Annotated in this window: 23 protein-coding genes; 18 read left to right on the plus strand and 5 right to left on the minus strand. The window is 73.4% G+C overall.

Annotation, left to right across the window (positions count from 1 at the left end):
* Positions 1-279: 279 nt before the first annotated feature.
* The 3 genes from ACIRS1_RS03120 to ACIRS1_RS03130 all read left to right on the plus strand — a co-directional run bounded on the left by ACIRS1_RS03120 (position 280) and on the right by ACIRS1_RS03130 (position 4,133).
* A complete protein-coding gene (locus ACIRS1_RS03120; protein ID WP_360210190.1) occupies positions 280-2,211 on the plus strand; it encodes a long-chain fatty acid--CoA ligase in 1,932 nt (643 codons plus the stop codon).
* A gap of 94 nt (positions 2,212-2,305) precedes the next feature.
* Positions 2,306-3,535: a radical SAM family heme chaperone HemW gene (gene hemW / locus ACIRS1_RS03125; protein ID WP_387897648.1), complete on the plus strand. Its 1,230-nt coding sequence runs from the start codon at positions 2,306-2,308 to the stop codon at positions 3,533-3,535.
* Between the two features lie 40 nt (positions 3,536-3,575).
* Positions 3,576-4,133, plus strand: a complete 558-nt coding sequence (locus ACIRS1_RS03130) for a Uma2 family endonuclease (RefSeq protein ID WP_402836414.1) — start codon at positions 3,576-3,578, stop codon at positions 4,131-4,133.
* Here the strand turns inward: ACIRS1_RS03130 and ACIRS1_RS03135 are convergent.
* From ACIRS1_RS03135 to htpX, 3 genes are all read right to left on the minus strand, one after another.
* Positions 4,124-4,957, minus strand: coding sequence for a DUF3097 domain-containing protein (locus ACIRS1_RS03135; RefSeq protein ID WP_402836416.1), 834 nt, complete (start codon positions 4,955-4,957; stop codon positions 4,124-4,126). The two genes, ACIRS1_RS03130 and ACIRS1_RS03135, sit on opposite strands and share 10 nt — an antisense overlap.
* A gap of 31 nt (positions 4,958-4,988) precedes the next feature.
* Entirely contained in the window at positions 4,989-5,573 is a 585-nt protein-coding gene (locus ACIRS1_RS03140) for a hypothetical protein (protein ID WP_360210182.1), read from the minus strand.
* Positions 5,574-5,681: 108 nt separating this feature from the next.
* The gene (htpX, locus tag ACIRS1_RS03145; protein WP_360210180.1) at positions 5,682-6,602 is read right to left on the minus strand and encodes a zinc metalloprotease HtpX; all 921 of its coding nucleotides are present in this window, start codon (positions 6,600-6,602) and stop codon (positions 5,682-5,684) included.
* A 263-nt stretch (positions 6,603-6,865) separates the two neighbouring features.
* Between htpX and hrcA the strand changes: the two genes are divergently transcribed.
* The 15 genes from hrcA (at position 6,866) to era (ending at position 21,497) form a co-directional block, all read left to right on the plus strand.
* Positions 6,866-7,900, plus strand: coding sequence for a heat-inducible transcriptional repressor HrcA (gene hrcA, locus ACIRS1_RS03150; protein WP_360210178.1), 1,035 nt, complete (start codon positions 6,866-6,868; stop codon positions 7,898-7,900).
* A 76-nt stretch (positions 7,901-7,976) separates the two neighbouring features.
* A complete protein-coding gene (gene dnaJ / locus ACIRS1_RS03155; protein WP_360210176.1) occupies positions 7,977-9,119 on the plus strand; it encodes a molecular chaperone DnaJ in 1,143 nt (380 codons plus the stop codon).
* Positions 9,120-9,236: 117 nt separating this feature from the next.
* Positions 9,237-9,986 carry a 16S rRNA (uracil(1498)-N(3))-methyltransferase gene (locus ACIRS1_RS03160; RefSeq protein WP_402836418.1) on the plus strand — a complete coding sequence of 250 codons (750 nt, stop codon included), beginning with the start codon at positions 9,237-9,239 and terminating at the stop codon, positions 9,984-9,986.
* 84 nt (positions 9,987-10,070) lie between these two features.
* A complete protein-coding gene (locus ACIRS1_RS03165) occupies positions 10,071-13,334 on the plus strand; it encodes a PDZ domain-containing protein (protein ID WP_402836420.1) in 3,264 nt (1,087 codons plus the stop codon).
* Positions 13,335-13,499: 165 nt separating this feature from the next.
* Positions 13,500-14,261 (plus strand): RDD family protein, encoded by a 762-nt coding sequence (locus tag ACIRS1_RS03170; protein ID WP_402836422.1) that lies wholly within the window; start codon positions 13,500-13,502, stop codon positions 14,259-14,261.
* Positions 14,262-14,305: 44 nt separating this feature from the next.
* Positions 14,306-14,659: a histidine triad nucleotide-binding protein gene (locus ACIRS1_RS03175; protein ID WP_360210168.1), complete on the plus strand. Its 354-nt coding sequence runs from the start codon at positions 14,306-14,308 to the stop codon at positions 14,657-14,659.
* 8 nt (positions 14,660-14,667) lie between these two features.
* Positions 14,668-15,591 carry a ribonuclease Z gene (locus ACIRS1_RS03180; protein WP_360210166.1) on the plus strand — a complete coding sequence of 308 codons (924 nt, stop codon included), beginning with the start codon at positions 14,668-14,670 and terminating at the stop codon, positions 15,589-15,591.
* A 175-nt stretch (positions 15,592-15,766) separates the two neighbouring features.
* Positions 15,767-16,885 (plus strand): PhoH family protein, encoded by a 1,119-nt coding sequence (locus tag ACIRS1_RS03185; protein ID WP_387897660.1) that lies wholly within the window; start codon positions 15,767-15,769, stop codon positions 16,883-16,885.
* A 14-nt stretch (positions 16,886-16,899) separates the two neighbouring features.
* Positions 16,900-17,394, plus strand: a complete 495-nt coding sequence (gene ybeY / locus ACIRS1_RS03190; RefSeq protein ID WP_030061268.1) for an rRNA maturation RNase YbeY — start codon at positions 16,900-16,902, stop codon at positions 17,392-17,394.
* A 19-nt stretch (positions 17,395-17,413) separates the two neighbouring features.
* Positions 17,414-18,739: a hemolysin family protein gene (locus tag ACIRS1_RS03195; protein WP_387897663.1), complete on the plus strand. Its 1,326-nt coding sequence runs from the start codon at positions 17,414-17,416 to the stop codon at positions 18,737-18,739.
* Positions 18,740-18,772: 33 nt separating this feature from the next.
* Complete coding sequence (locus ACIRS1_RS03200) at positions 18,773-19,009, plus strand: hypothetical protein (protein ID WP_360210162.1); 237 nt, start codon at positions 18,773-18,775, stop codon at positions 19,007-19,009.
* 87 nt (positions 19,010-19,096) lie between these two features.
* Positions 19,097-19,636, plus strand: a complete 540-nt coding sequence (locus ACIRS1_RS03205) for a DUF4383 domain-containing protein (RefSeq protein WP_402836426.1) — start codon at positions 19,097-19,099, stop codon at positions 19,634-19,636.
* Positions 19,637-19,729: 93 nt separating this feature from the next.
* Positions 19,730-20,083 (plus strand): cytidine deaminase, encoded by a 354-nt coding sequence (locus tag ACIRS1_RS03210; protein WP_402836428.1) that lies wholly within the window; start codon positions 19,730-19,732, stop codon positions 20,081-20,083.
* A 198-nt stretch (positions 20,084-20,281) separates the two neighbouring features.
* Positions 20,282-20,440: a hypothetical protein gene (locus ACIRS1_RS03215; protein WP_360210156.1), complete on the plus strand. Its 159-nt coding sequence runs from the start codon at positions 20,282-20,284 to the stop codon at positions 20,438-20,440.
* 127 nt (positions 20,441-20,567) lie between these two features.
* Positions 20,568-21,497, plus strand: a complete 930-nt coding sequence (gene era, locus ACIRS1_RS03220; RefSeq protein WP_360210154.1) for a GTPase Era — start codon at positions 20,568-20,570, stop codon at positions 21,495-21,497.
* 107 nt (positions 21,498-21,604) lie between these two features.
* On the opposite strand, the gene ACIRS1_RS03225 is transcribed toward era, so the two are convergent.
* Together ACIRS1_RS03225 and ACIRS1_RS03230 are read right to left on the minus strand one after the other, a co-directional pair.
* Positions 21,605-21,871, minus strand: a complete 267-nt coding sequence (locus ACIRS1_RS03225) for a protealysin inhibitor emfourin (protein ID WP_360210152.1) — start codon at positions 21,869-21,871, stop codon at positions 21,605-21,607.
* 159 nt (positions 21,872-22,030) lie between these two features.
* Positions 22,031-23,053 carry a M4 family metallopeptidase gene (locus ACIRS1_RS03230; protein WP_360210150.1) on the minus strand — a complete coding sequence of 341 codons (1,023 nt, stop codon included), beginning with the start codon at positions 23,051-23,053 and terminating at the stop codon, positions 22,031-22,033.
* Positions 23,054-23,139: the final 86 nt, after the last annotated feature.

The raw sequence follows: 23,139 nt of genomic DNA on the forward strand, positions 1-23,139 counted from the left end.
CGTTCACGCGGGCCCGGTCGTCAGGTCGGCGCGGGCCCGGTCGTACGGTCCGCACCGGCCCGTTCCCGCGGGTCGGGCGGGGGTCGCGGGGCGGACACCGGCGCCGCGGGGGCGTGCCAGCTGGCCTCGCCCCCTTACGGAATGACCGGTTTCCCCCTAGGCTGCTGATTGCCCCCTTGTTACTCGCCGGTACCGAACAGGTGAACCGGGGGCCCGGCGACCGCCCCCACGGACGCCGCGACAATCCCTCAGACGGCCACCCGCCCCCGGAGGTCCTCGTTGAGTTCCGCGCAGTCCCTGATCGACTCCGGCAGTGCCGACATCGTCGCCGGGCGTCCCGCCTCCGTCGCCCACCTGTTCCTGGAGCGGGTCGCCCTGACCCCGAACGGCGAGGCCTACCGCTACCCGGCCCCGGTCGACGAGCAGGCCGCGGACAGCGCCCCCGGCGCCGAGCAGTGGCGCTCGCTCACCTGGGCGCAGACCGCCACCCGGGTCAAGGCGGTGGCCGCCGGTCTGATGGCGCTGGGCATCCAGCCGGAGGACCGCGTCGCCCTGGCCGCCTCCACCCGGCTCGAGTGGGTCATCGCCGACCTCGGGAACATGTGCGCGGGCGCCGCCACGACGACCGTCTACCCGAGCACCAACGCCGACGAGACGGCCTTCATCCTCTCCAACTCGGGCTCCAGAGCGCTGTTCGCCGAGAACACCGCCCAGCTGGCCAAGGCCGTCGACCAGATCGGGCAGCTGCCCGACCTGCGCACGGTCATCCTCTTCGACGGGCCCGAGCCCGGCGCCGAGGCCCCCGCCACCGGCGGCCTGGAGGTGCTCACCCTCGCCGAACTGGAGCAGCGCGGCGCGGCCTACCTGGAGGAGCACCCGGACGCCGTCGAGAAGGCCGTCGCCGCCCTCGACAAGGAGCAACTGGCCACCCTCATCTACACCTCCGGCACCACCGGCCGCCCCAAGGGCGTGCGCCTGGTGCACGACTGCTGGGCGTACGAGGGCCGGGCCCAGGAGGCCAGCGGACTGCTGCGCTCCGACGACGTCCAGTTCATGTGGCTGCCGCTGTCGCACGTCTTCGGCAAGACGCTGATCTCCGGGCAGATCGCCACCGGCCACGTGATGGCCGTGGACGGCCGGGTCGACCGGATCATCCACAACCTGCCGGCCATCCGGCCGACCGTGATGGCCTCGGCGCCGCGCATCTTCGAGAAGGTGTACAACGGCATCGCCGGCCGGGCCCGTGCCGAGGGCGGGGCCAAGTACAAGATCTTCCTGTGGGCCGCCAAGGTCGCCCGGGCCCACGCCCGGGCCGTGCAGGAGAGCCGGATCGCCACCGGCACCGGCACCGCCCCGCTCGGGCTGCGGCTCCAGCACGCCCTGGCCGACAAGCTCGTCTACGCCAAGATCCGGGCGGCCTTCGGCGGCCGGCTGCGCGGTGCCGTCTCCGGCAGCGCCGCCCTCGCCCCCGAGATCGGCTACTTCTTCCTCGGCGCCGGCGTGCCGATCCTGGAGGGCTACGGGCTCAGCGAGACCAGCGCCGGCTCCTGCGTCAACCGCGAGGAGGACGTCCGGATCGGCACCGTCGGCCGCGCCCTGCCCGGCACCGAGGTCCGGATCGCCGAGGACGGCGAGATCCTGCTGCGCGGCCCCGGCATCATGCGCGGCTACCACGACCTGCCGGAGAAGACGGCCGAGGTGCTGGAGGCCGACGGCTGGTTCCACACCGAGGACATCGGCGAGCTCAGCGCCGACGGGTTCCTGCGGATCACCGACCGCAAGAAGGACCTGTTCAAGACCTCCGGCGGCAAGTACGTCGCGCCCAGCGAGGTCGAGGGCAAGTTCAAGGCGGTCTGCCCGTTCGTCAGCAACATCCTGGTGATCGGCAACGGCCGCAACTACTGCACCGCGCTGATCGGCCTCGACGAGGCGGTCATCATGCCGTGGGCGGCCGAGCACGGCATGGCCGGCCGGTCCTACGCCGAGGTGGTCGCCGACCCGCAGGTGCACCAGCTGATCGAGGGCTTCGTCAAGCGGCTCAACGCGGACCTGCAGCGCTGGCAGACGATCAAGCGGTTCCACCTGCTGCCGCGCGACCTCGACATCGAGCACGGCGAGCTCACCCCGAGCCTGAAGATCAAGCGCCCGGTGGTCGAGCGGACCTACGCGGACGCCGTCACCGCGATGTACGCGGGCGCCAACGAGGCCTGAGCCACCCGCCCCGTACGGTCCGCGCCCGGTCGCGCGAACCGTACGGGGTGCGCGGGCCGCACGGGACACCCGGGCCGTACGGGACAATGGGGTCATGCCCTCCGCACTCCCCGACGGCGATCCGGTGCCGTCCGACGGTTCCCTGCCCGCGCACGCCCTGACCGGGCTCGGCGAGCGGCCGTTCGGTTTCTACCTGCACGTGCCGTACTGCGCCAGCCGCTGCGGCTACTGCGACTTCAACACCTACACCGCCACCGAGCTGCGCTCCTCCGGGGCCGTCGCCTCCCAGGAGACCTACGCGGACAACGTGGTCGCCGAGATCCGGCTGGCCCGCAAGGTGCTCGGCCCGGTCGACCTCCCCGTGCAGACGGTCTTCCTCGGCGGCGGCACCCCCACCCTGCTGCCCGCCCGGGACCTGGTGAAGATGCTCACCGCGCTGCGCGAGGAGTTCGGGCTCGCCCCGGACGCCGAGGTCACCACCGAGGCCAACCCGGAGTCCGTCGACCCGGCCTACCTGGCGGAGCTGCGCGAGGGCGGCTACAACCGGATCTCCTTCGGCATGCAGAGCGCCCGCCCGCACGTCCTGCAGCTGCTCGACCGCCACCACACGCCCGGTCGCCCCGAGGCCTGCGTCGCCGAGGCCCGCGGGGCCGGCTTCGAGCACGTCAACCTGGACCTCATCTACGGGACCCCGGGCGAGTCCGACGACGACTGGCGGGCCTCCCTGGACGCGGCGATCGGCGCCGGACCGGACCACGTCTCCGCCTACTCCCTGATCGTCGAGGAGGGCACCCGGCTGGCCGCCCGGGTCAAGCGCGGCGAACTGCCGATGATCGACGACGACGTGCACGCCGACCGCTACCTGATCGCCGAGCAGGCGCTCGCCGCCGCCGGCTACTCCTGGTACGAGGTGTCCAACTGGGCCACCACCCCGGAGGGCCGCTGCCGCCACAACGAGCTGTACTGGACCGGAGCCGACTGGTGGGGCGCAGGCCCCGGCGCGCACAGCCACGTCGGCGGCGTGCGCTGGTGGAACGCCAAGCACCCGGCCGCCTACGCGCAGGCCCTCGCCGAGGGCCGCACCCCCGCGCAGGCCCGCGAGGTCCTCACCGAGGAGGACCGCCGCGTCGAACGCGTCCTCCTGGAACTGCGCCTCGCCGAGGGCATCCCCCTGGAGCTGCTCACCGCCGCGGGCCGCCGGGCCGCCGACCGCCACCTCGCCGACGGCCTCCTCGCCGCGGGGACGTACGCCGACGGCCGCGCCACCCTGACCCTCCAGGGCCGGCTGCTCGCCGACGCGGTCGTGCGTGACCTGGTGGACTGACGGCCGTTAACGTGGTGTCAGCCGTCGGAGGGAGCGCGCAGTGACCGCCATCGATGACCGGATGACGGGGATCTTCGAGAACCTGGAGGTCCCGGAAGGCGTCAAGGCCGAGCTCATCAGGGGGGAAATCGTGATGATGGCCGGGCCGGACATGGTCCGCAACCTCATCGTCTCCGCGATTCAGCACCAGACCCCCTACACCCGGTGGAGGGCGCTCCAGACCCAGGACCTGATCATCTCCGGCGAGGCCAGCGAGCCCCAACCGGACCTGGTCGTGTTCGAGCGGGGCGTCGTCCCGGAGGCAGGGCGTCTGCTGGCAGCCTCCGCGGTGACCGTGGTGGTCGAGGTGGTGTCCAGGACCAGCGTGCACCGTGACTACCGGACCAAGCGCGAGATGTACGCGCAAGGCGGGATCCCGGCCTACCTCATCGTCGATCCGCTCAAGGGCGTGTGCGTGCTCCTGACGGATCTGACCACCGACACGGATTCCGGCGCCCCGGTGTACTGGGCCGAGCGGACCACGAAGTTCGGCGATCCGATCGAGCTGGATCTGCTGGGCATCACGCTCGACACCTCGGAGTTCCAGACCTACTCCTGATCCGGGAGGGTCACGAAGTCGATGAGCTCCTCGACCCGCCCGAGGAGCTCGGGCTCCAGGTCCTTGTAGCTGTTCACCCGGGACAGGATGTGCTTCCAGGCGGCGGGGGTGTCCGCCGGCCAGCCGAGGCGGCGGCAGGTGCCCTGCTTCCAGTCCTCGCCGCGGGGGACGTCGGGCCAGGCGGGGATGCCGACCGAGGAGGGCTTCACGGCCTGCCAGACGTCGACGTACGGGTGGCCGACGACCAGGACGGCGTCGCCGGTGACCCGGGCGGCGATCCGGTGCTCCTTGGTGCCGGGGAGCAGGTGGTCGACCAGGACGCCGAGCCGCCGGCCGGGGCCGGGGGCGAACTCGGCGACGATCGCGGGCAGGTCGTCCACGCCCTGCAGGTACTCGACGACCACGCCCTCGATGCGCAGGTCGTCGCCCCACACGCGTTCGACCAGTTCGGCGTCGTGCCGGCCCTCGACGTAGATCCGCGACTCGCGCGCCACCCGGGCCCGGGCGCCGGGGACGGCGACCGAGCCGGAGGCGGTGCGGCCGGGCGTGCGGGCGGGGGCGGGGCCGGCCGGGCGGACCAGGGTGACGACCCGGCCGTCCAGCAGGAAGCCGCGCGGCACCAGGGGGAACACCCGGTGCTTGCCGAAGCGGTCCTCCAGGGTGACGGTGAAGCCCTCGGCGGTCTTCTCGCAGCGCACCACCGCGCCGCAGAAGCCGGTGGCCGCCTCCTCGACGACCAGGTCCCGGTCGGCCGGCACCTCCGGGGCGGGGGTCTGCTTCTTCCACGGCGGGGTCAGGTCGGGTCCGTACTGGCGGCTGCGCATGCAGGCGACTATAGGGAGTGCGGACGGACCGTCAGAGTCCGGGCGCGCCCCAGACCGGGAACCAGCGGCTGAGGTCCTTCTCCAGCCGCAGGTCGTTCCCGAGCAGGGCGTTCACCTGCAGTTCGAGCGGGCTGTTGCGCCGCTCGCCGCCGCCGGGCATCGGCGCGAAGGGGTAGAAGGTGCCGCGCTTGTACAGGTAGACGAGGGCGAGCGACCGGCCCTGCGGGTCGCGGAAGCCCACCAGCGAGCAGAGCAGCTGCGGCCCGAAGCCGTTCCCCTCCAGCTCGCTGTTGACCGCGTGCAGGTCGTTCACCAGCTCGGGCAGCTCCTCGGGGGTGTGCCGGGCGAGCAGCCAGGAGTAGCCGTAGCCGTCCTTGGAGGCCTCCACCGGGACGCCGCCGCGCTCGGTGTCGGCGTCCAGCAGCTCCCGCACCTGCTGCTCGACCTGGCCGAAGGCCGCGCCCTCGACGGCGGCGAAGCACACCGAGCCGAGCCCGGTGGGGGTGAACCCGGCCCCGGCCTCCAGGGTGAGGGCGGCGGACGGCACGCCGAACAGCTGGTCGAGGTCGGGTTTGACGGGCTTGGTGCGGCCGAACAGGGCGTCCAGGATTCCCACGGTGGTCCTTTCGCGTCGAGGCGGAGGGGTGGCGGGTCGGAGGGGCGGCGGGCCGAGGCGGCGGGTCGGTGGTGGGCGGGTTCGGCGGTGGGCGGGGGAGCCCCGCGGTCAGCGGCCGAGCTGCTCGGAGATCTTCGCCAGCTGGTCCAGCCGCTTCTCCAGCGTCGGGTGGGTGGAGAACAGCTGGGCGGCGGTCTCCCGGGCGCCGAGCGCGGGGGCGAAGTAGAAGGCGTTGTAGGGCTGGGCCTGGCGCAGGTCCTTGCTGGGGATGGCGGCGATCTGCCCGGTGACCTTGGTCAGGGCGGAGGCCAGGGCGCTGGGCCGGCCGGTGAGCTGGGCGGCGGCGCGGTCGGCGGCGAGCTCCCGGTAGCGGGAGAGCAGCCGGGTGAGCAGGAAGCTGATGGCGTAGACGACCATCGACACCAGCGGGATGATCAGGGCGACGATGGCCGCGTTCTGGTCGTTGTTGTTGCGGCCGCCGCCCATGAACCCGCCGTACACCGCGATCCGGGTCATCGCGCCGGCGAGGACGCCGAGGAACCCGGCGACGGTCATCACCGCGACGTCCCGGTGGGCGACGTGCGACAGCTCGTGGGCGAGGACCCCTTCGAGTTCCTCGGGCTCCAGCCGGCGCAGCAGCCCCGTGGTGACGCAGACCACGGCGTTCTGCGGGTTGCGGCCGGTGGCGAAGGCGTTCGGCATGTCGTTGTCGGCGACCGCCACCCGGGGCTTGGGCATGTCCGCGAGGGCGCAGAGCCGGTCGATGGTGCCGTGCAGCTGCGGGTACTGCTCCGGGCTCACCTGGTGGGCGCCCATCGCCCGCTCGGTGATCTTGTCGCTGAACCAGAACTGGGCCACGAACAGCCCGCCGGAGATGAGGACGATCAGTGGCCAGGCGCCGCGCAGGAGCGCGATCAGCAGGCCGGTGAAACCGACGTACAGCAACCCGATCACGAACATCGTCACGACCATGCGGCCGGTCAGACCGCGGTCGGGCGCGAAACGGGTGTGCTGGCCCGAGCTCGACATCGCTTGCTCCTCCATTCGCCGTCGCTTCCGATGCTGCCACCCGGACGGCCCCACGGCACCACCCCCGCGCCGGGAACTGCGGGCAGGATCACTCCGGCCGGGCCGTTCCTGCCTCAAGGCCCGGGCCTTACACTGGCAGGTACGGTTCTGGCACTCGTAGGTTCAGAGTGCCAGGGCGGTCACCGGATCCGGGGCCTTCCCGGAGCGGTCGGCAGCATCTGTGACACAGACGGACAACGTGCGAAGACGGAGGTGTGTGCCCCATGGCCGGTGAGATCCGCCAGCTGGACGACCGCAAGCTCGCCGTGCTCCGCGCGATCGTCCAGGACTACGTGGGGACCGAGGAGCCGGTCGGCTCCAAGGCCCTGGTGGAGCGGCACAACCTCGGGGTCTCCCCGGCGACCGTGCGCAACGACATGGCGGCGCTGGAGGAGGAGGGCTACATCCACCAGCCGCACACCAGTGCCGGGCGCATCCCCACCGATAAGGGCTACCGCCTGTTCGTCGACAAGCTCGCCGAGATCAAGCCGATGAGCGCCCCCGAGCGCCGGGCGATCCGGCACTTCCTGGACGGCGCCGTCGACCTGGACGACACCGTGGCCCGCACGGTGCGGCTGCTCGCGCAGCTGACCCGGCAGGTCGCGGTGGTGCAGTACCCGTCGCTGTCGCGCTCCACCGTCCGGCACATCGAGCTGGTCGCCCTCGCCCCGACCAAGGTGATGCTGGTGCTGATCACCAACACCGGCCGGGTCGAGCAGCGGATGGTGGACTGCCCGGGCACCGTCGGCGAGACGGTCCTGGCGGACCTGCGGGCCCGGATCAACGCGCGGGCCGCCGGCCAGCGGCTGCCGGACGTGCCGGGGTTCCTGGAGGAGCTCCCGGCGATGTTCGAGCAGGCGGACCGGCCGACCGTCACCACCGTCCTGGCGACGCTGTTCGAGGCGCTCGCCGAGCAGAACGAGGAGCGGATCATGCTGGCCGGCACGGCCAACCTGACCCGCTTCGGCCACGACTTCCCGCTCACCATCCAGCCGGTGCTGGAGGCCCTGGAGGAGCAGGTCGTCCTGCTCCGCCTCCTGGGTGAGACCGCGGACGCCGGGATGACGGTCCGGATCGGGCGCGAGATCGCCTACGAGGGGCTGAATTCCACCTCGGTGGTGTCGGTCGGTTACGGTTCGGGCGACGAGAGCGTGGCCAAACTGGGTGTGATCGGTCCGACCCGGATGGACTATCCGGGCACAATGGGGGCGGTGCGTGCGGTGGCGCGGTACGTGGGTCAGATCCTGGCCGAGTCGTAGCAATCGACCGCCGTTGCACGGGTAACGGCGGTGTCCAGTCGCAGCACTTCTACAGGCGGAACAAGCGGAGCATTTGGTGGCCACGGACTACTACGCGGTACTCGGCGTCCGACGGGATGCGGGGCAGGACGAGATCAAGAAGGCGTTCCGGCGCCTGGCACGCGAACTGCACCCGGACGTCAACCCGGACCCGAAGACGCAGGAGCGGTTCAAGGAGATCAACGCCGCCTACGAGGTGCTCTCCGACCCGCAGAAGCGCCAGGTCTACGACCTCGGCGGCGACCCGCTGTCCCCGGGCGGCGGCGCGGGCGCGGGCGGCTTCGGCGCCGGTGCGGCCGGATTCGGCTTCTCGGACATCATGGACGCCTTCTTCGGCGCCGCGGCCGGCCAGCGCGGACCGCGCTCGCGGACCCGGCGCGGGCAGGACGCCATGATCCGGCTGGAGATCACCCTGGAGGAGGCCGCGTTCGGCACCACCAAGGAGCTCCAGGTCGACACGGCCGTCACCTGCACCACCTGCAGCGGCGAGGGCGCGGCCCCCGGCACCTCCGCGCAGACCTGTGACATGTGCCGCGGCAAGGGCGAGGTCTCCCAGGTCACCCGGTCCTTCCTGGGCCAGGTCATGACCTCCCGCCCCTGCCCGCAGTGCCAGGGCTTCGGCACCGTCGTGCCGACCCCGTGCCCGGAGTGCGCCGGCGACGGCCGCGTGCGCGCCCGCCGCACCCTGACCGTCAAGATCCCGGCGGGCGTCGACAACGGCACCCGGATCCAGCTGGCCGGCGAGGGCGAGGTCGGCCCCGGCGGCGGCCCGGCCGGCGACCTGTACGTCGAGATCGCCGAGACCACCCACACCGTCTTCCAGCGGCGCGGGGACGACCTGCACTGCACCGTCACCATCCCGATGACGGCGGCCGCGCTCGGCACCCAGGTGCCGCTGCAGACCCTCGACGGGCTGGAGGAGGTCGACATCCGGCCGGGCACGCAGTCCGGGCAGTCGATCCCGCTGCACGGGCGGGGCATCACCCACCTGCGCGGGGGCGGCCGGGGCGACCTGATAGTGCACGTCGAGGTGCAGACGCCGACCAAGCTCGACGCCGAGCAGGAGGAGCTGCTGCGCCGGCTCGCGGTGCTGCGCGGCGAGGAGCGGCCGGCCGGCCAGTTCGCGCCGGGCCAGCAGGGCCTGTTCTCGCGCCTGAAGGACGCGTTCAACGGCCGGTAGCCGTCCGCGCGGGGGTGCCGGGGATCCGCCCGGCACCCCTTTCGCGTGCCCGCCCGGTTTCGCGTGCCCGCCCAGCCGGAGCGCCCCCGCTCCGCCCCACCACCGGAGGTTCCCCGCATGACCGCCCCCGTCTTCGTCGTCGAGACCGAGCGGATCGCCGCCGCCGCGCCCGGCACCGTGGTGCGCCTGGACGGGCCGGAGGGGCGGCACGCGGCCGCGGTGAAGCGGCTGACCGCCGGTGAGGCGGTGACCCTCGCCGACGGCCTGGGCCTGGGCGTGGACGGCACGGTCGCCGAGGTGCTCGGCAAGGACGCGATCGACGTCGCGGTGGCGGCGGTGCGCCGGGAACCGGAGCCGGCGCCGCGGATCGTCGTCGTCCAGGCCCTGCCCAAGGGCGACCGGGGCGAGCTGGCGGTGGAGACCATGACCGAGGTCGGCGTGGACGTGGTGATCCCGTGGTCCGCCTCCCGCTGCATCACCCAGTGGAAGGGCGACCGGGGCGCCAAGGCGCTCGCCAAGTGGCGGGCCACCGCCCGGGAGGCGGGCAAGCAGTCCCGCCGGCTGCGCTTCCCCGAGGTGCGCGAGCCGATGACCACCCGGCAGCTGGCGCCGGTGCTGGCCGCCGCGGCGTTCGCCGCCGTGCTGCACGAGGAGGGCTCCCGGCCGCTGGCGCACGCCGAGCTGCCGGAGGGCGGCGACCTGGTGCTGGTGGTGGGACCGGAGGGCGGGGTCTCCCCGGAGGAGCTGGCGGCCTTCGCCGAGGCGGGCGCCGGGCCGTACCGGCTGGGCCCCTCGGTGCTGCGCACCTCGACCGCCGGCGTGGCCGCCGGCGCACTGCTGCTGGGGCGCACCGGCCGCTGGTCCTGACCGGCCGGACCGGGCGGCTCGCCCGGGCACCGGAGTCTGCGAAAAGCGGAGCGCGTCGTACGCGCACGTGCCTACGCTGGCCGCGTGACGGAACCCCTGAGCACCCCTGCGGGCGCCTACCTGCGCCACCCCCATCTGCACGGTGACCTGATCACCTTCGTCGCCGAGAACGACGTCTGGCTGGCCCCGCTGGACGGCGGCCGGGCCTGGCGGCTGACGGCCGACCACCTGCCGGTCCACCACCCCCGGTTCGCCCCCGACGGGCGGCACATCGCCTTCACCTCCACCCGGGACGGCGCGCCCGAGGTGCACGTGGTGCCGGTCGACGGAGGCCCGTCCCGCCGGCTCACCCACTGGGGCAGCGACCAGACCCAGCTGCAGGGCTGGACGGCGGACGGCCGCCCGATCGCCACCACCACCGCGGGCGAGGCCACGCTGCGCCGCACCTGGGCGCACGCCGTTCCGCTGGACGGCGGCGCGTCGGAGCGGCTGCCGTACGGACCGGTCGGCGGGCTCGCCCTCGAGCCGGACGGCCCGGGTGCCGACCCGGCCGAGGACCGGGGGAGGGTGCTGCTGGCCACCGTCAACAACCGCGAGCCGGCCTGGTGGAAGCGGTACCGGGGCGGCCGGGCGGGCAAGCTGTGGATCGGTCGGGACGAGTTCGTCCGCGTCCACGAGGAGCTGGACGGCCAGCTCTCCTCGCCGCTGTGGGTGGGGGAGCGGATCGCCTTCCTCTCCGACCACGAGGGCGTCGGCGAGCTGTACTCCAGCCTCCCCGACGGTTCGGACCTGCGCCGGCACACCACCTCCCCGGACGGCTTCTACGCCCGCAACGCCAGCACCGACGGCACCCGGGTGGTCTTCCACCGGGCCGGCGACCTCTGGCTGCTGGACGACCTGGACGGTGCCGAGGCGCGCCGCCCGGACGTCCGGCTGGCCGGTCCGCGCAGCGGCCGCCGCCCGCGCCCGGTGTACGCCGCGCACTGGCTGGAGTCCGTCGCCCCCGACCGCACCGGCCGGGCGAGCGCCGTGGTGGTGCGCGGCGGGGTGCACTGGCTGACCCACCGCGAGGGCCCGGCCCGGGTGCTGGACGAGACGCCGGGCGTGCGTGCCCGGCTGGCCCGGGTCGTCCCGGGCGAGGACGGCGGGCAGGGCGTGCTCTGGGTCAGCGACGCCGAGGGCGAGGACGCCCTGGAGTTCGCCCCCGCGGTGCAGGGCGCCGAGCGCCGACGGCTGGCGGCCGGGCAGCTCGGCCGGGTGAACTCCCTGGTGGTGTCGCCGGACGGCAAGCAGGCGGCGCTCGGCGTGCACGACGGCCGGGTGCTGCTGGTCTCGCTCGCCGACGGCACCGTGCACGAGCTGGCCCGCAGCACCGACGGCGAGGTGAGCGGGCTGGCCTTCAGCCCGGACTCGGCGTGGCTGGCGTGGTCGCGCCCGGTACCGGGGATGGGCCCGTACTCGCTGCGCCAGATCGTGCTGGCCAACCTGGCCACCCGCACCGTCGGCGAGGCCACCCAGCAGCGCTTCATCGACACCTCGCCGGCGTTCACCGCGGACGGCCGCTACCTGGTGTTCCTGTCGGTGCGCAACTTCGACCCGGTCTACGACTCGCACGTCTTCGACCTGTCGTTCCCCAACGGCTGCCGCCCGTACCTGATCACGCTGGCCGCGGACACCCCGTCGCCGTTCGGGCCGCAGCGGGCCGGGCGTTCGATCGGCGGGGACGAGGACGAGCCGCGCGGCAAGAAGGCGGACGCCGAGGAGGCCGCCGCCGACGCCGCGCCGGTGACCAGGGTCGACCTGGACGGCATCGCCGACCGGATCGTCCCGTTCCCGGTCGAGGGCGGCCGCTTCGACTCGCTCCGGGCGGTCAAGGACGGCGTGCTCTGGAGCCGGGTCCCGCTGCTCGGCGAACTCGGCGACGAGGCCGCCTCGCTGGAGGACGAGCGGCCCCGGCCCACCCTGGAGCGCTTCGACCTGCGCAAGCGCCGCGCCGAGCAGCTGGTGCACGGGCTCGACTCCTTCGCGGTCAGCGGGGACGGCACCCGGGTGGCGGTGCTGGACGAGGGCGAGCTGCGGATCGTCCCGGCCGACCACAAGGCGGGCGGCGAGGACGACGAGGTGGCCGTCGACCTGGCCCGGCTGCGGGTGACGGTGGACCCGGCCGCCGAGTGGCGGCAGATGTTCGACGAGAACGGCCGCCTGATGCGGGACAACTTCTGGCGCCCCGACCTGGGCGGCGTGGACTGGGACGGCGTCCTGGACCGCTACCGGCCGCTGGTCGACCGGGTCGGCTCCCACGACGACCTGGTGGACCTGCTCTGGGAGGTGCACGGCGAGCTCGGCACCTCGCACGCCTACGTGATGCCGCACGGCCTGCACACCGAGCCGGCCCGGCGCCAGGGCCTGCTCGGGGCCGACCTGGTCAAGGACGGCGACCAGTGGCGGATCGCCCGGATCCTGCCCGGCGAGTCCTCCGACCCGCGGGCCCGCTCGCCGCTGGCGGCGCCCGGCGCGGCCGTCCGCCCGGGGGACGCCGTCCTGGCCGTGAACGGCCGCCCGGTCGACCCGGTCACCGGCCCGGCCCCGCTGCTGGCCGGTACCGCCGGGCAGCCGGTCGAGCTGACGGTGGCCGGAAAGGACGGCACCGACCAGCGGCACCCGGTGGTCGTGCCGCTCGCCGACGAGGAGCCGCTGCGCTACCACGACTGGGTGGCCGGGCGGCGGGCCGCGGTGCGCGAGCTGTCCGGCGGACGCCTGGGCTACCTGCACGTCCCCGACATGCAGACCACCGGCTGGGCCCAGATCCACCGCGACCTGCGCTCGGAGATGGCCCGGGAGGGCGTGGTCGTCGACATCCGGGAGAACCGCGGCGGCCACACCTCGCAGTTGGTGATCGAGAAGCTGGCCCGCCGGATCGTCGGCTGGGACGTCGCCCGGGACATCGCCAGCCCGCTGCCCTACCCCGGTGACGCGCCGCGCGGGCCGCTGGTCGCGCTCTGCAACGAGTTCTCCGGCTCGGACGGCGACATCGTCAACGCCGCGATCCAGGCGCTCGGCCTCGGCCCGGTGGTCGGCACCCGGACCTGGGGCGGGGTGATCGGCATCGACAGCCGGTACCGGCTGGTCGACGGCACCCTGGTGACCCAGCCCAAGTACGCGTTCTGGCTGGAGACCTACGGCTGGGGCGTGGAGAACCACGGCGTCGACCCGGACGTCGAGGTGCCGTTCGCCCCGCACCAGTGGGCGGCCGGGGAGGACCCGCAGCTGGCCGAGGGGGTCCGGATCGCGCTGGAGGCCCTCGCCGCGACCCCGGCCCGGCCGGCGCCCGCGCTGCCCTGGGAGTAGCGGGGCCGCCCGCGCACCCGGGGGCGGGGGAGGCCGGCGGAGCGGGAGTCGGCGGAGCGGGAAGTCGGACGGGCCGACTTCCCGCTCCGGGCGGTGAGTAGGATGCGGGGCTGTTCTTGATCGATCCCGATCGGGAACGAGCATCCACAGCTCACGGGGGAGCACATGGCACAGGGCTATCCGCAGCCGCAACCGCAGCAGTACGGGCAGCACCCGGACCCGTACGGCCAGAACCCGTACGGGCAGGGCGCCCACGGCCAGAACCCGTACGGGCAGGACCCGTACGGGCAGGACCCGTACGGGCAGGGCGCCCACGGCCGGAACCCGCAGGCCCAGCCCTACCCGGGGCAGCCGCAGTACCAGCAGCCCCAGCCGCCGCAGGCGCCGTACCCGCCCTACCAGCAGGCGCCCCACCAGCAGCCGTACGGGCAGCCGCAGCCCGCCGCGCACCGGCCGCCCTGCCCCAAGGAGGCGGGCGGCGGTCGGCGCTTCCTGGCGATCGTGCTCGACTTCCTGTTCGCCGTCGGCATCGGCTTCGTCGCCGCCAACGCGGCCAGCCGTCCCAGGCCCGCCGCGCACGCGGTGGCCGGCCACGCGTCCCACGCCGCGGGCCCGGCCGTGCCCTACTTCGTGGCGCTGCTGCTGGTCGGACTCGCCGCGTCCTTCCTCAACCAGGTGGTGCTCGCCCGCCTGACCGGGTTCAGCGTGGGCAAGGGGATCCTGGCGATGCGGGTGGTGCGCCGCAAGGGCGTCATGCGCCCGAACACCTGGCGGCTGACCCGGCGCTGGCTGCTCGGCTTCGTCTTCCTCGCGGTCACCCTGCTGTCCGAGGACTTCGACCTGGACGACGGCGACATCGTCGGGATGCGCTCCGTCCGCTGGAAGCACCTGCAGGAGTACCAGCAGGCGGTCGGGCGGCTCGGCTAGGCTGCCGCCGTACCGCCCCGCGACCCGAACCCGAGGAGTAGCCGATGGCCGGCGAGCCGCAGTCCGACTGCCTGTTCTGCAAGATCGTGGCGGGCGAGATCCCGGCGACCGTCCTGCGCAAGACCGAGCGCGTGCTCGCCTTCCGCGACATCGCCCCCAAGGCCCCGGTGCACGTCCTGGTCATCCCGCACGTCCACTACCCGAACGCCGCCGCGCTGGCCGCCGCGGAGCCGCAGATCGCCGGCGAACTGCTCGCCGAGGCGGGCGCGGTGGCCCGGGACGAGGGCATCGAGGACTACCGGCTGATCTTCAACACCGGGGCCGGCGCCGGCCAGACGGTCTTCCACGCCCACGTCCACGTGCTCGGCGGCAAGCCGATGACCGAGAGCATGGTCTGAGGCTCTCCGTGTCACAGCGCGAACTCGTCGTCCTCGGCACCGCCAGCCAGGTGCCCACCCGGCACCGCAACCACAACGGCTACCTGCTCCGCTGGGACGGCGAGGGCCTGCTGTTCGACCCCGGCGAGGGCACCCAGCGGCAGATGCTGCACGCCGGGGTCTCGGCCACCCAGATCACCCGGATCGCCGTGACGCACTTCCACGGTGACCACTGCCTGGGGCTCGCCGGGGTGATCCAGCGGATCAACCTGGACCGCGTCCCCCACCCGGTGGACGTCTACTTCCCGGCCTCCGGCGAGGTCTACTTCGAGCGGCTGCGGCACGCCACCGCCTTCCACGAGACGGCCGTGCTGCGCCCCCGCCCGATCGACGAGCCGGGCCCGCTGCCGGCGCCCGGCGCCCGGTTCGCCCTGGACGCCGTGCGGCTCTCCCACCCGGTGGAGTCCTTCGGCTACCGGCTGTCCGAGCCGGACGGCCGCCGCCTGGTGCCCGAGCGGCTCGCCGCCCTCGGCGTCCACGGCCCCGCGGTCGGCCGGCTCCAGCACGAGGGCGCGACCGAGGTCGACGGCCGGCTGGTCACCCTGGACGAGGTGAGCGAGCCCCGGCCGGGCCAGCGCTTCGCCTTCGTGATGGACACCCGGCTCTGCGACGGCGTCCACGAACTGGCCGAGGGCACCGACCTGCTGGTCGTCGAGTCGACCTTCACCGACGCCGACGCCCGCCTCGCCGAGGACCACGGCCACCTCACCGCCGGGCAGGCCGCCAAGGTCGCCGCCGAGGCCGGCGCGCGGACCCTGGTGCTGACCCACTTCTCCCAGCGCTACCCGGACCTCGGGCAGCACCTGGCCGACGCCCGCAAGCACTTCGACGGGCACCTGGTGCTCGCCGAGGACCTCGCCCGGGTGCCCGTCCCGCCGAGGCGGCAGGGCTGAACCGCGCGGAGCACGCCGAAAAGGGCTCGCGCCGCCCCGCGATCTGCCGCAGCATCGTCGGGTGCGGCCCCGCCGCCCGCCGCGGCGATCACGTGCGCGGCGTACCCTGGTGCCCCGGAGGACCGAGCGGCACACGACACCACGGATGGGATGAGGCAGGCCCCAGCGCCGACCTATGAGTGACACATCGCAGACCCGTACCAACGGACAGTCGCGCCCCGAACCGGCCGACGACGGCCGCGTCAGCGCCCGGATCGTCATCCCCGAGAAGCACCCGATGGTCACCCTGCTCGGCACCGCGGACTCACTGCTGCGGGTGATCGAGCAGGGGTTCCCCGCCGCCGACATCCACGTCCGCGGCAACGAGGTGACCGCCACCGGAGCCCGCGCCGAGGTCGCGCTCGTGCAGCGGCTCTTCACCGAGATGATGCTGGTGCTGCGCACCGGCCAGCCCCTGACGGAGGACTCCGTGGAGCGCTCCATCGCCATGCTCCGCGGTGCCGCGGAGGACCCGGACAGCCCGGCGCCGTCCCAGGTGTTCACCGCGAACATCCTGTCCAACCGGGGCCGCACGATCCGCCCCAAGACCCTCAACCAGCAGCGCTACGTCGACGCGATCGACAAGCACACGATCGTCTTCGGCCTCGGCCCCGCCGGTACCGGCAAGACCTACCTCGCGATGGCCAAGGCCGTCCAGGCCCTGCAGGCCAAGGAGGTCAACCGGATCATCCTGACCCGCCCGGCGGTCGAGGCGGGCGAGCGGCTGGGCTTCCTGCCCGGCACGCTCTACGAGAAGATCGACCCGTACCTGCGCCCGCTCTACGACGCGCTGCACGACATGATGGACCCGGACTCCATCCCGCGCCTGATGGCGGCCGGCACCATCGAGGTCGCGCCGCTGGCGTACATGCGCGGCCGCACCCTCAACGACGCCTTCATCATCCTGGACGAGGCCCAGAACACCTCGCCCGAGCAGATGAAGATGTTCCTCACCCGCCTCGGTTTCAACTCCCGGGTGGTGGTCACCGGCGACACCAGCCAGATCGACCTCCCGGGCGGCACCCGCAGCGGCCTCAAGGTCGTCCAGGAGATCCTGGCCGACGTGCCCGACATCCACTTCTCCGTCCTCACCAGCACCGACGTGGTCCGCCACAAGCTGGTCGGCCGGATCGTGGACGCCTACGAGCGCTGGGACGCCCGGCAGGAGGCCGAGGAGAACCCCTCGTCCGCCCGCAAGCCCGCCCAGCGGCGCGGCTCCCGCGCACCCCGCCAGTCCCATCGCACCGAAAGCTGAGTACGCAGCCCGTCATGTCGATCGACATCGCCAACGAGTCCGGTTGGGACGCCGACGAGGAAGCCATCCTCGACGTCGCCCGCTTCGCCCTGGACAAGATGCGGATCCACCCGCAGTCCGAACTGTCCGTGATCCTGGTGGACGGTGCGGCGATGGAGGAGCTGCACATCCAGTGGATGGACCTCCCCGGACCCACCGACGTGATGTCCTTCCCGATGGACGAGCTGCGTCCCGGCAAGGAGGGCGAGGAGCTGCCGCAGGGCCTGCTCGGGGACATCGTGCTCTGCCCCGAGGTCGCCGAGCAGCAGGGCAAGGCCGCCCCCTCCAAGCACTCGATGGACGAGGAGCTGCAGCTGCTCACCGTCCACGGTGTGCTGCACGTCCTCGGCTACGACCATGAGGAGCCCGAGGAGGAGGAGGAGATGTTCGCCCTCCAGAAGCGCATCCTCGACGACTGGCGGGCGGGCCGCGGCCTCGGCGGCATCTCCCCGGCCCCCACCACCCACTGAGCGCGGAGCCCGAACCCCTGTGAGTGGTGAGAGTACGAGCTTCATCCTGGGTGCCGTGCTGCTGGTCGTCCTCGGCTGGCTGGCCGCGTGCGCCGAGGCGGGGATCTCCCGGGTCTCCCGGTTCCGGGCGGAGGAGGCGGTGCGGGTCGGCCGGCGCGGTTCGGCGCGGCTGCTGACCCTCGCCTCCGACCCCATCCGCTACCTCAACCTGGCCACCCTGATCCGGGTGGCCAGCGAGATGGCGGCTGCCGTGCTGGTCACCGTGGTCTGCGTGCGCAACGTCGAGCCGACCTGGCAGGCCGTCCTGCTGGCGTTCGGCGTGATGGTGCTGGTGTCCTTCGTCGCGGTGGGCGTCTCGCCGCGCACGATCGGGCGCCAGCACCCGCTCACCACGTCGACCGCGGCCTCCTTCGTGCTGCTGCCGCTGGCGGCCGTGCTCGGCCCGATCCCGCGGCTGCTGATCCTGCTCGGCAACGCGCTGACCCCGGGCAAGGGCTACCGCGAGGGCCCGTTCGCCTCCGAGGCGGAGCTGCGGGCGCTGGTGGACCTCGCCGAGAAGGACGACCTGATCGAGGACGAGGAGCGCCGGATGGTGCACTCGGTCTTCGAGCTGGGCGACACCATCGTGCGCGAGGTGATGGTGCCGCGCACCGACCTGGTGATGATCGAGCGGCACAAGACCGTCCGGCAGGCGCTCACCCTGGCGCTGCGCTCGGGCTTCTCGCGGATCCCGGTCGTCGGGGACAACGAGGACGACGTGGTCGGCATCGTCTACCTGAAGGACCTGGTCCGGCGCACCCACATCAACCGCGAGGCGGAGTCCGAGGAGGTCGGCGCGGTGATGCGCCCGGCCGTCTTCGTGCCGGACTCCAAGCCGGCCGCGGACCTGCTGCGCGAGATGCAGCAGCGCCGTTCGCACGTGGCCATCGTGATCGACGAGTACGGCGGCACCGCCGGCCTGGTCACCATCGAGGACATCCTGGAGGAGATCGTCGGCGAGATCACCGACGAGTACGACCGGGAGATCGCGCCGATCGAGGACCTGGGCGACGGCTCGTACCGGATCACCGCCCGGCTGCTGGTGGAGGACCTCGGCGAGCTGTTCGGCGTCGAGCTGGAGGACGAGGACGTCGAGACGGTGGGCGGCCTGCTGGCCAAGCACCTCGGCCGGGTGCCGATCCCCGGCTCCGCCTGCGAGATCCCGCTGCCCGAGCCGGCCGGCACCGGCCTGGCCGGGATCCTGCTGACCGCCGAGTCCTCGGCGGGGCGCCGCAACCGCATCGGCTCGATGGTCGCCACCCCCGTCCGGGAGGTCGAGGAGGCGGCGGCGGAGTCCGGCGAGTAGCGGCCGGGCGGTCGCGGAGCGACCATGGAGGGCATGACGCACCAACTTCGCGCGGAACACGGCCCGCAGGGGACGGCCGGCGGGGTCAAGGTCTGGCACGTGGTACGCGAGACCGACCCCGCGACGGCGCTCTGCGGCCGCAGCATGGCCGACGACGCCGACACGCGGCCCGAGCAGGAGTGGGGCACGGGGCTGCGCTGCTGCCAGCAGTGCGGCTCGCTCTACATGCACGAGGTGCCGCACATGCAGGGGAGCCACCCCTACAGCTAGGGGGTGCCCTGTGGATCACTGCCCGGTGCCGTGACGCCTGGACGGCTGGACCACGGCCGGGCCGACTACCCCATGGTGGAGGCCGCCATGAAGCTGCAAGACGAACTGCCCGTCGACAACCGGCTCGTCACGGTGTGGCGGATCGGTGCGGGGCTCGGGGGGGTCTTCCTGATCGTGTTCGGGTGCCTGGGGCTGGCCGACCACCCGGGTTTCCTCTCCACCCACGGCTCGGACGTCGCCGGGCTGTCGACCAACGGGGCGCTGAGCATCCTGTCCATCGTGGCGGGCGCGGTCCTGGTGGTGGGCGCGGTGATCGGCGGGAACTTCGCGTCCAACCTGAACATGGCCGTCGGCGTGCTGTTCGTCCTCTCCGGCTTCTACGGCCTGACGGTGCTCGGGCGGCCGGACGCCAACATCCTCAACTTCCGGATGGCGAACGTGCTGTTCGCGTTCGTCTTCGGGGTGGTCCTGACGACCTTCGGGATGTACGGCAGGGTGAGCAGCCACCTGCCGCACGACAACCCGTACTGGCGCGAGCGCGCCGGGCACGAGGAGCCGCTGCCCAACGGGCCGAAGACCTTCGTCAGGATCCTCCGCCCCGGGCCGCCCAATCCCGTGGGGCACTGAGTCCGGAGCCTTCCCGGGCCGGTCCGCCCGCTCCGCCGGGCGGGCGACCGGCCGCCGGACCGGCCCCGGGGCGGGCCGCCTATGCTCGGCGGCATGAGTGACATCGTCGAGCTCGACCCCGAAGACAAGAAGATCATCACCCTGGCCCGCTCGGCCCGCGCCCGCAACGGCGTGGCCGAGGGGGCCGCGGTGCGCGACGAGACCGGCCGCACCTACGTGGCCGGGACGGTCGCGCTGGAGTCGCTGCGGCTGAGCGCCCTGCAGACGGCGGTGGCGATGGCGGTGGCCAGCGGCGCGAAGTCGCTGGAGGCGGCCGCCGTGGTGAGCGAGGCGGACCAGCCGGCCGAGGCCGACCTGGCGGCCGTCCGGGACCTCGGCGGGGCCGGGACGCCGGTGCTGCTGGCCGGGGTGGACGGGGTGCTGCGGGTGGCGGTCGAGGCCCGCTGAGGCACCTCGGGGGCCGTCCGGGGGGCTGCCCGGGCTCCCGGCCCGGGCCCCTGTTCGGGGGTCGGGGCCCACGGGGCGTCCGGAGCCCCGCCGGGGCCGGCCCGGGCTCCGCGGGGGCGGCGACGGTCCGGCGACCACCGTCCTGTGTTCAGCAGATAATCTCACCGGGGGAGTGAACTCGGTGAGGGGGCTGGGCAGATGGGGGCGGTCGCGTTCTTCGCCGGACTGCTGCTGTTCGTGATGGGGATGGGCAAGTGGCAGGAGACCGGCTCGCCGTTCTGGCTGTGGGGCTCCATCGCCTTCCTGGTCCTGCTGATCGTGATGTCCCTCGTCGCCAGGGGCGAGCGCCGGGGCTGATCCGGGCTGGTCCCGGGCCGCTTCCGGGGCCGTTCGCGGCCCGCAGGCGGCCCGTCCCCGGCGGCCGGTCGCGGGTTCCGGGCGGGGTCGGACGGCGGGGCTCCGGTGATCAGGGAGAATGGAGCGCATGAGTGCCCCTTCCTCCCCGTACCGCTCCGGCTTCGCGTGCTTCGTGGGCCGACCCAACGCGGGCAAGTCGACCCTGACCAACGCCCTGGTGGGGACGAAGGTCGCGATCACCTCCGACCGACCGCAGACCACCCGGCACACCGTGCGCGGCATCGTGCACCGCCCGGACTCCCAGCTCGTCCTGGTCGACACCCCCGGCCTGCACAAGCCGCGCACCCTCCTCGGCGAGCGCCTCAACGACCTGGTCCGCTCGACCTGGGCCGAGGTCGACGTGATCGGCTTCTGCCTCCCCGCCGACCAGAAGCTCGGCCCCGGTGACAAGTTCATCGCCAAGGAACTCGCCGAGATCAAGAAGACCCCCAAGGTCGCCATCGTCACCAAGACCGACCTGGTCGACTCCAAGCGGCTGGCCGAGCAGCTGATCGCCATCCAGCAGCTCGGCGTCGAGCTGGGCATCGAGTGGGCCGAGATCATCCCGGTCTCCGCGGTCGGCGACAAGCAGGTCGACCTGGTCGCCGAGCTGCTCACCAAGCTCCTGCCGGAGGGCATGCCGCTCTACCCGGAGGGCAACCTCACCGACGAGCCCGAGCAGGTCATGATCGCGGAGCTGATCCGCGAGGCCGCGCTCGAGGGCGTCCGGGACGAACTGCCGCACTCGCTGGCCGTCGTCGTCGAGGAGATGCTCCCGCGCGAGGGCCGCCCGGCGGACCGCCCGCTGCTGGACATCCACGCCTACGTCTACATCGAGCGCCAGAGCCAGAAGGCCATCGTGATCGGTGCCAAGGGCGCGCGGCTGAAGCACGTCGGGACCACCGCCCGCAAGCACATCGAGGCGCTGCTGGGCACGCCGGTCTACCTCGACCTGCACGTCAAGGTGGCCAAGGACTGGCAGCGCGACCCGAAGCAGCTGCGCAAGCTCGGCTTCTGAGCCGCGGCCGGGCCGACGGCCCGGGCGGGCCCGCCCGGAGTGCTCCGGGCGGGCCTTCGCCGTACCCGGGGGCGGGTGGCCACCGGGCGGCGCAGCACCGTCCGGGCCTACGCGCCCTCGCGCAGCACCAGCGAGACCAGCTCGCGCTGGGAGTCGGTGAGCTTCGGGTCGGCGCAGTGCACCGTGCGGCCGTCGACGCTGATCTCGTAGTGGAAGCCGTCCGGCACCCCGTAGGAGGGCGCCCGCAGCCCGCCCGCGACGGCCTCGCGGGCGAGCGCGTGGACGTGCGGGGCGTCCGTGCGGTCGGAGGTGTCGAGCTCCGCGTGGCGGACGATCCCCGCGAGGCCGCCGGTCCGGGTCACCTGGATACGCATGGTGTCCATGGTGCTACGCAGGGAGGGGGATTGCCGGGCCTTTTCCCCGACCGTGACCTTAAGCCCGGCTCGACCAGCCGCCGATCCCCCTCCGAGCGCCTTCCGGGCCCCCTTCCGGCCCCTCGTCGACTCCCCGCCGGCCGTCCTCCCGGACGGTGGTCAGCCCGGGCTGACCCCGACCTGCGCCCAGGAGGCCGTCACGGTGTCCGCCACCGACGGCTGGTCGGGGTAACGGGCCTGCGCGGCGGCCACGGTGGCCCGGGCGAAGGCGGTGAAGTCGGCGTCGGCGGGCAGCCTGCGGCCCGTCAGCGCGTCGTACCAGATCCGGCCGGCGCGCTCCCAGGCCGGTCCGCCCAGGGCGGTGGCCAGCAGGTAGAACGCGTGGTTGGGGATGCCGGAGTTGATGTGCACCCCGCCGTTGTCCTCGGCGGTGTCCACGTAGTCCCGCAGGTGCGCGGGCTGCGGGTCCTTGCCGAGCCTGGGGTCGTCGTAGGCGGTGCCGGGGGCCTTCATGGAGCGCAGCGCCACGCCCTGGATGCCGGGGGCGAGGAGGCCGGCACCGATCAACCAGTCGGCGTCGGCGGCGTCCTGGCGCAGCGCGTACTGCTTGACCAGTGAGCCGAAGACGTCGGAGACCGACTCGTTGAGCGCGCCGGGCTGGTCCTGGTACTGCAGTCCGGCGGTGAACTGGGTGACGCCGTGGGTGAGTTCGTGGCCGATGACGTCGATGCAGGCGGTGAAGTCGCCGAAGATCTCGCCGTCGCCGTCGCCGAAGACCATCCGGTGGCCGTTCCAGAAGGCGTTGTCGTAGTCCCGGCCGTAGTGCACGGTGGCGTCCAGGCGCAGCCCCTGGTCGTCGATCGAGCGGCGGCCGTAGGCGTCGGAGAACAGGGCGTAGGTGGCGCCGAGGCCGTCGTAGGCGTGGTCGACCGACTGGTCGGCGACCGGGGCCTGGCCCTCGGTGCGGACGGTGCGGCCGGGCAGCCGCTGGCTGTGACCGGCGTCGGCGATCACCCGGCTCGGGGCCGCCCCGCCGGCGGGCGGCGGGGGAGGGGCGAGGCGGGCCGCGCGGTGCGCGGTGTCGAGTGCGAGGGAGCGGACGGCGGGCTCGTGACCGGCCTCGGCGAGGCGGTCCAGGACGTACGGCGGGACGATCGCGCAGATCGGTACTGCTGCAGTCATGTGGCCCAGGGTGAGGCCTCGATGACCGGATGTCACCACTCTTGGCATGACCGGTCGGCGTCTCAAGGAGTGGAACGGTGGGCCGG

This window comes from Kitasatospora sp. NPDC101176 (genome assembly GCF_044768035.1).
Lineage (GTDB): Bacteria > Actinomycetota > Actinomycetes > Streptomycetales > Streptomycetaceae > Kitasatospora.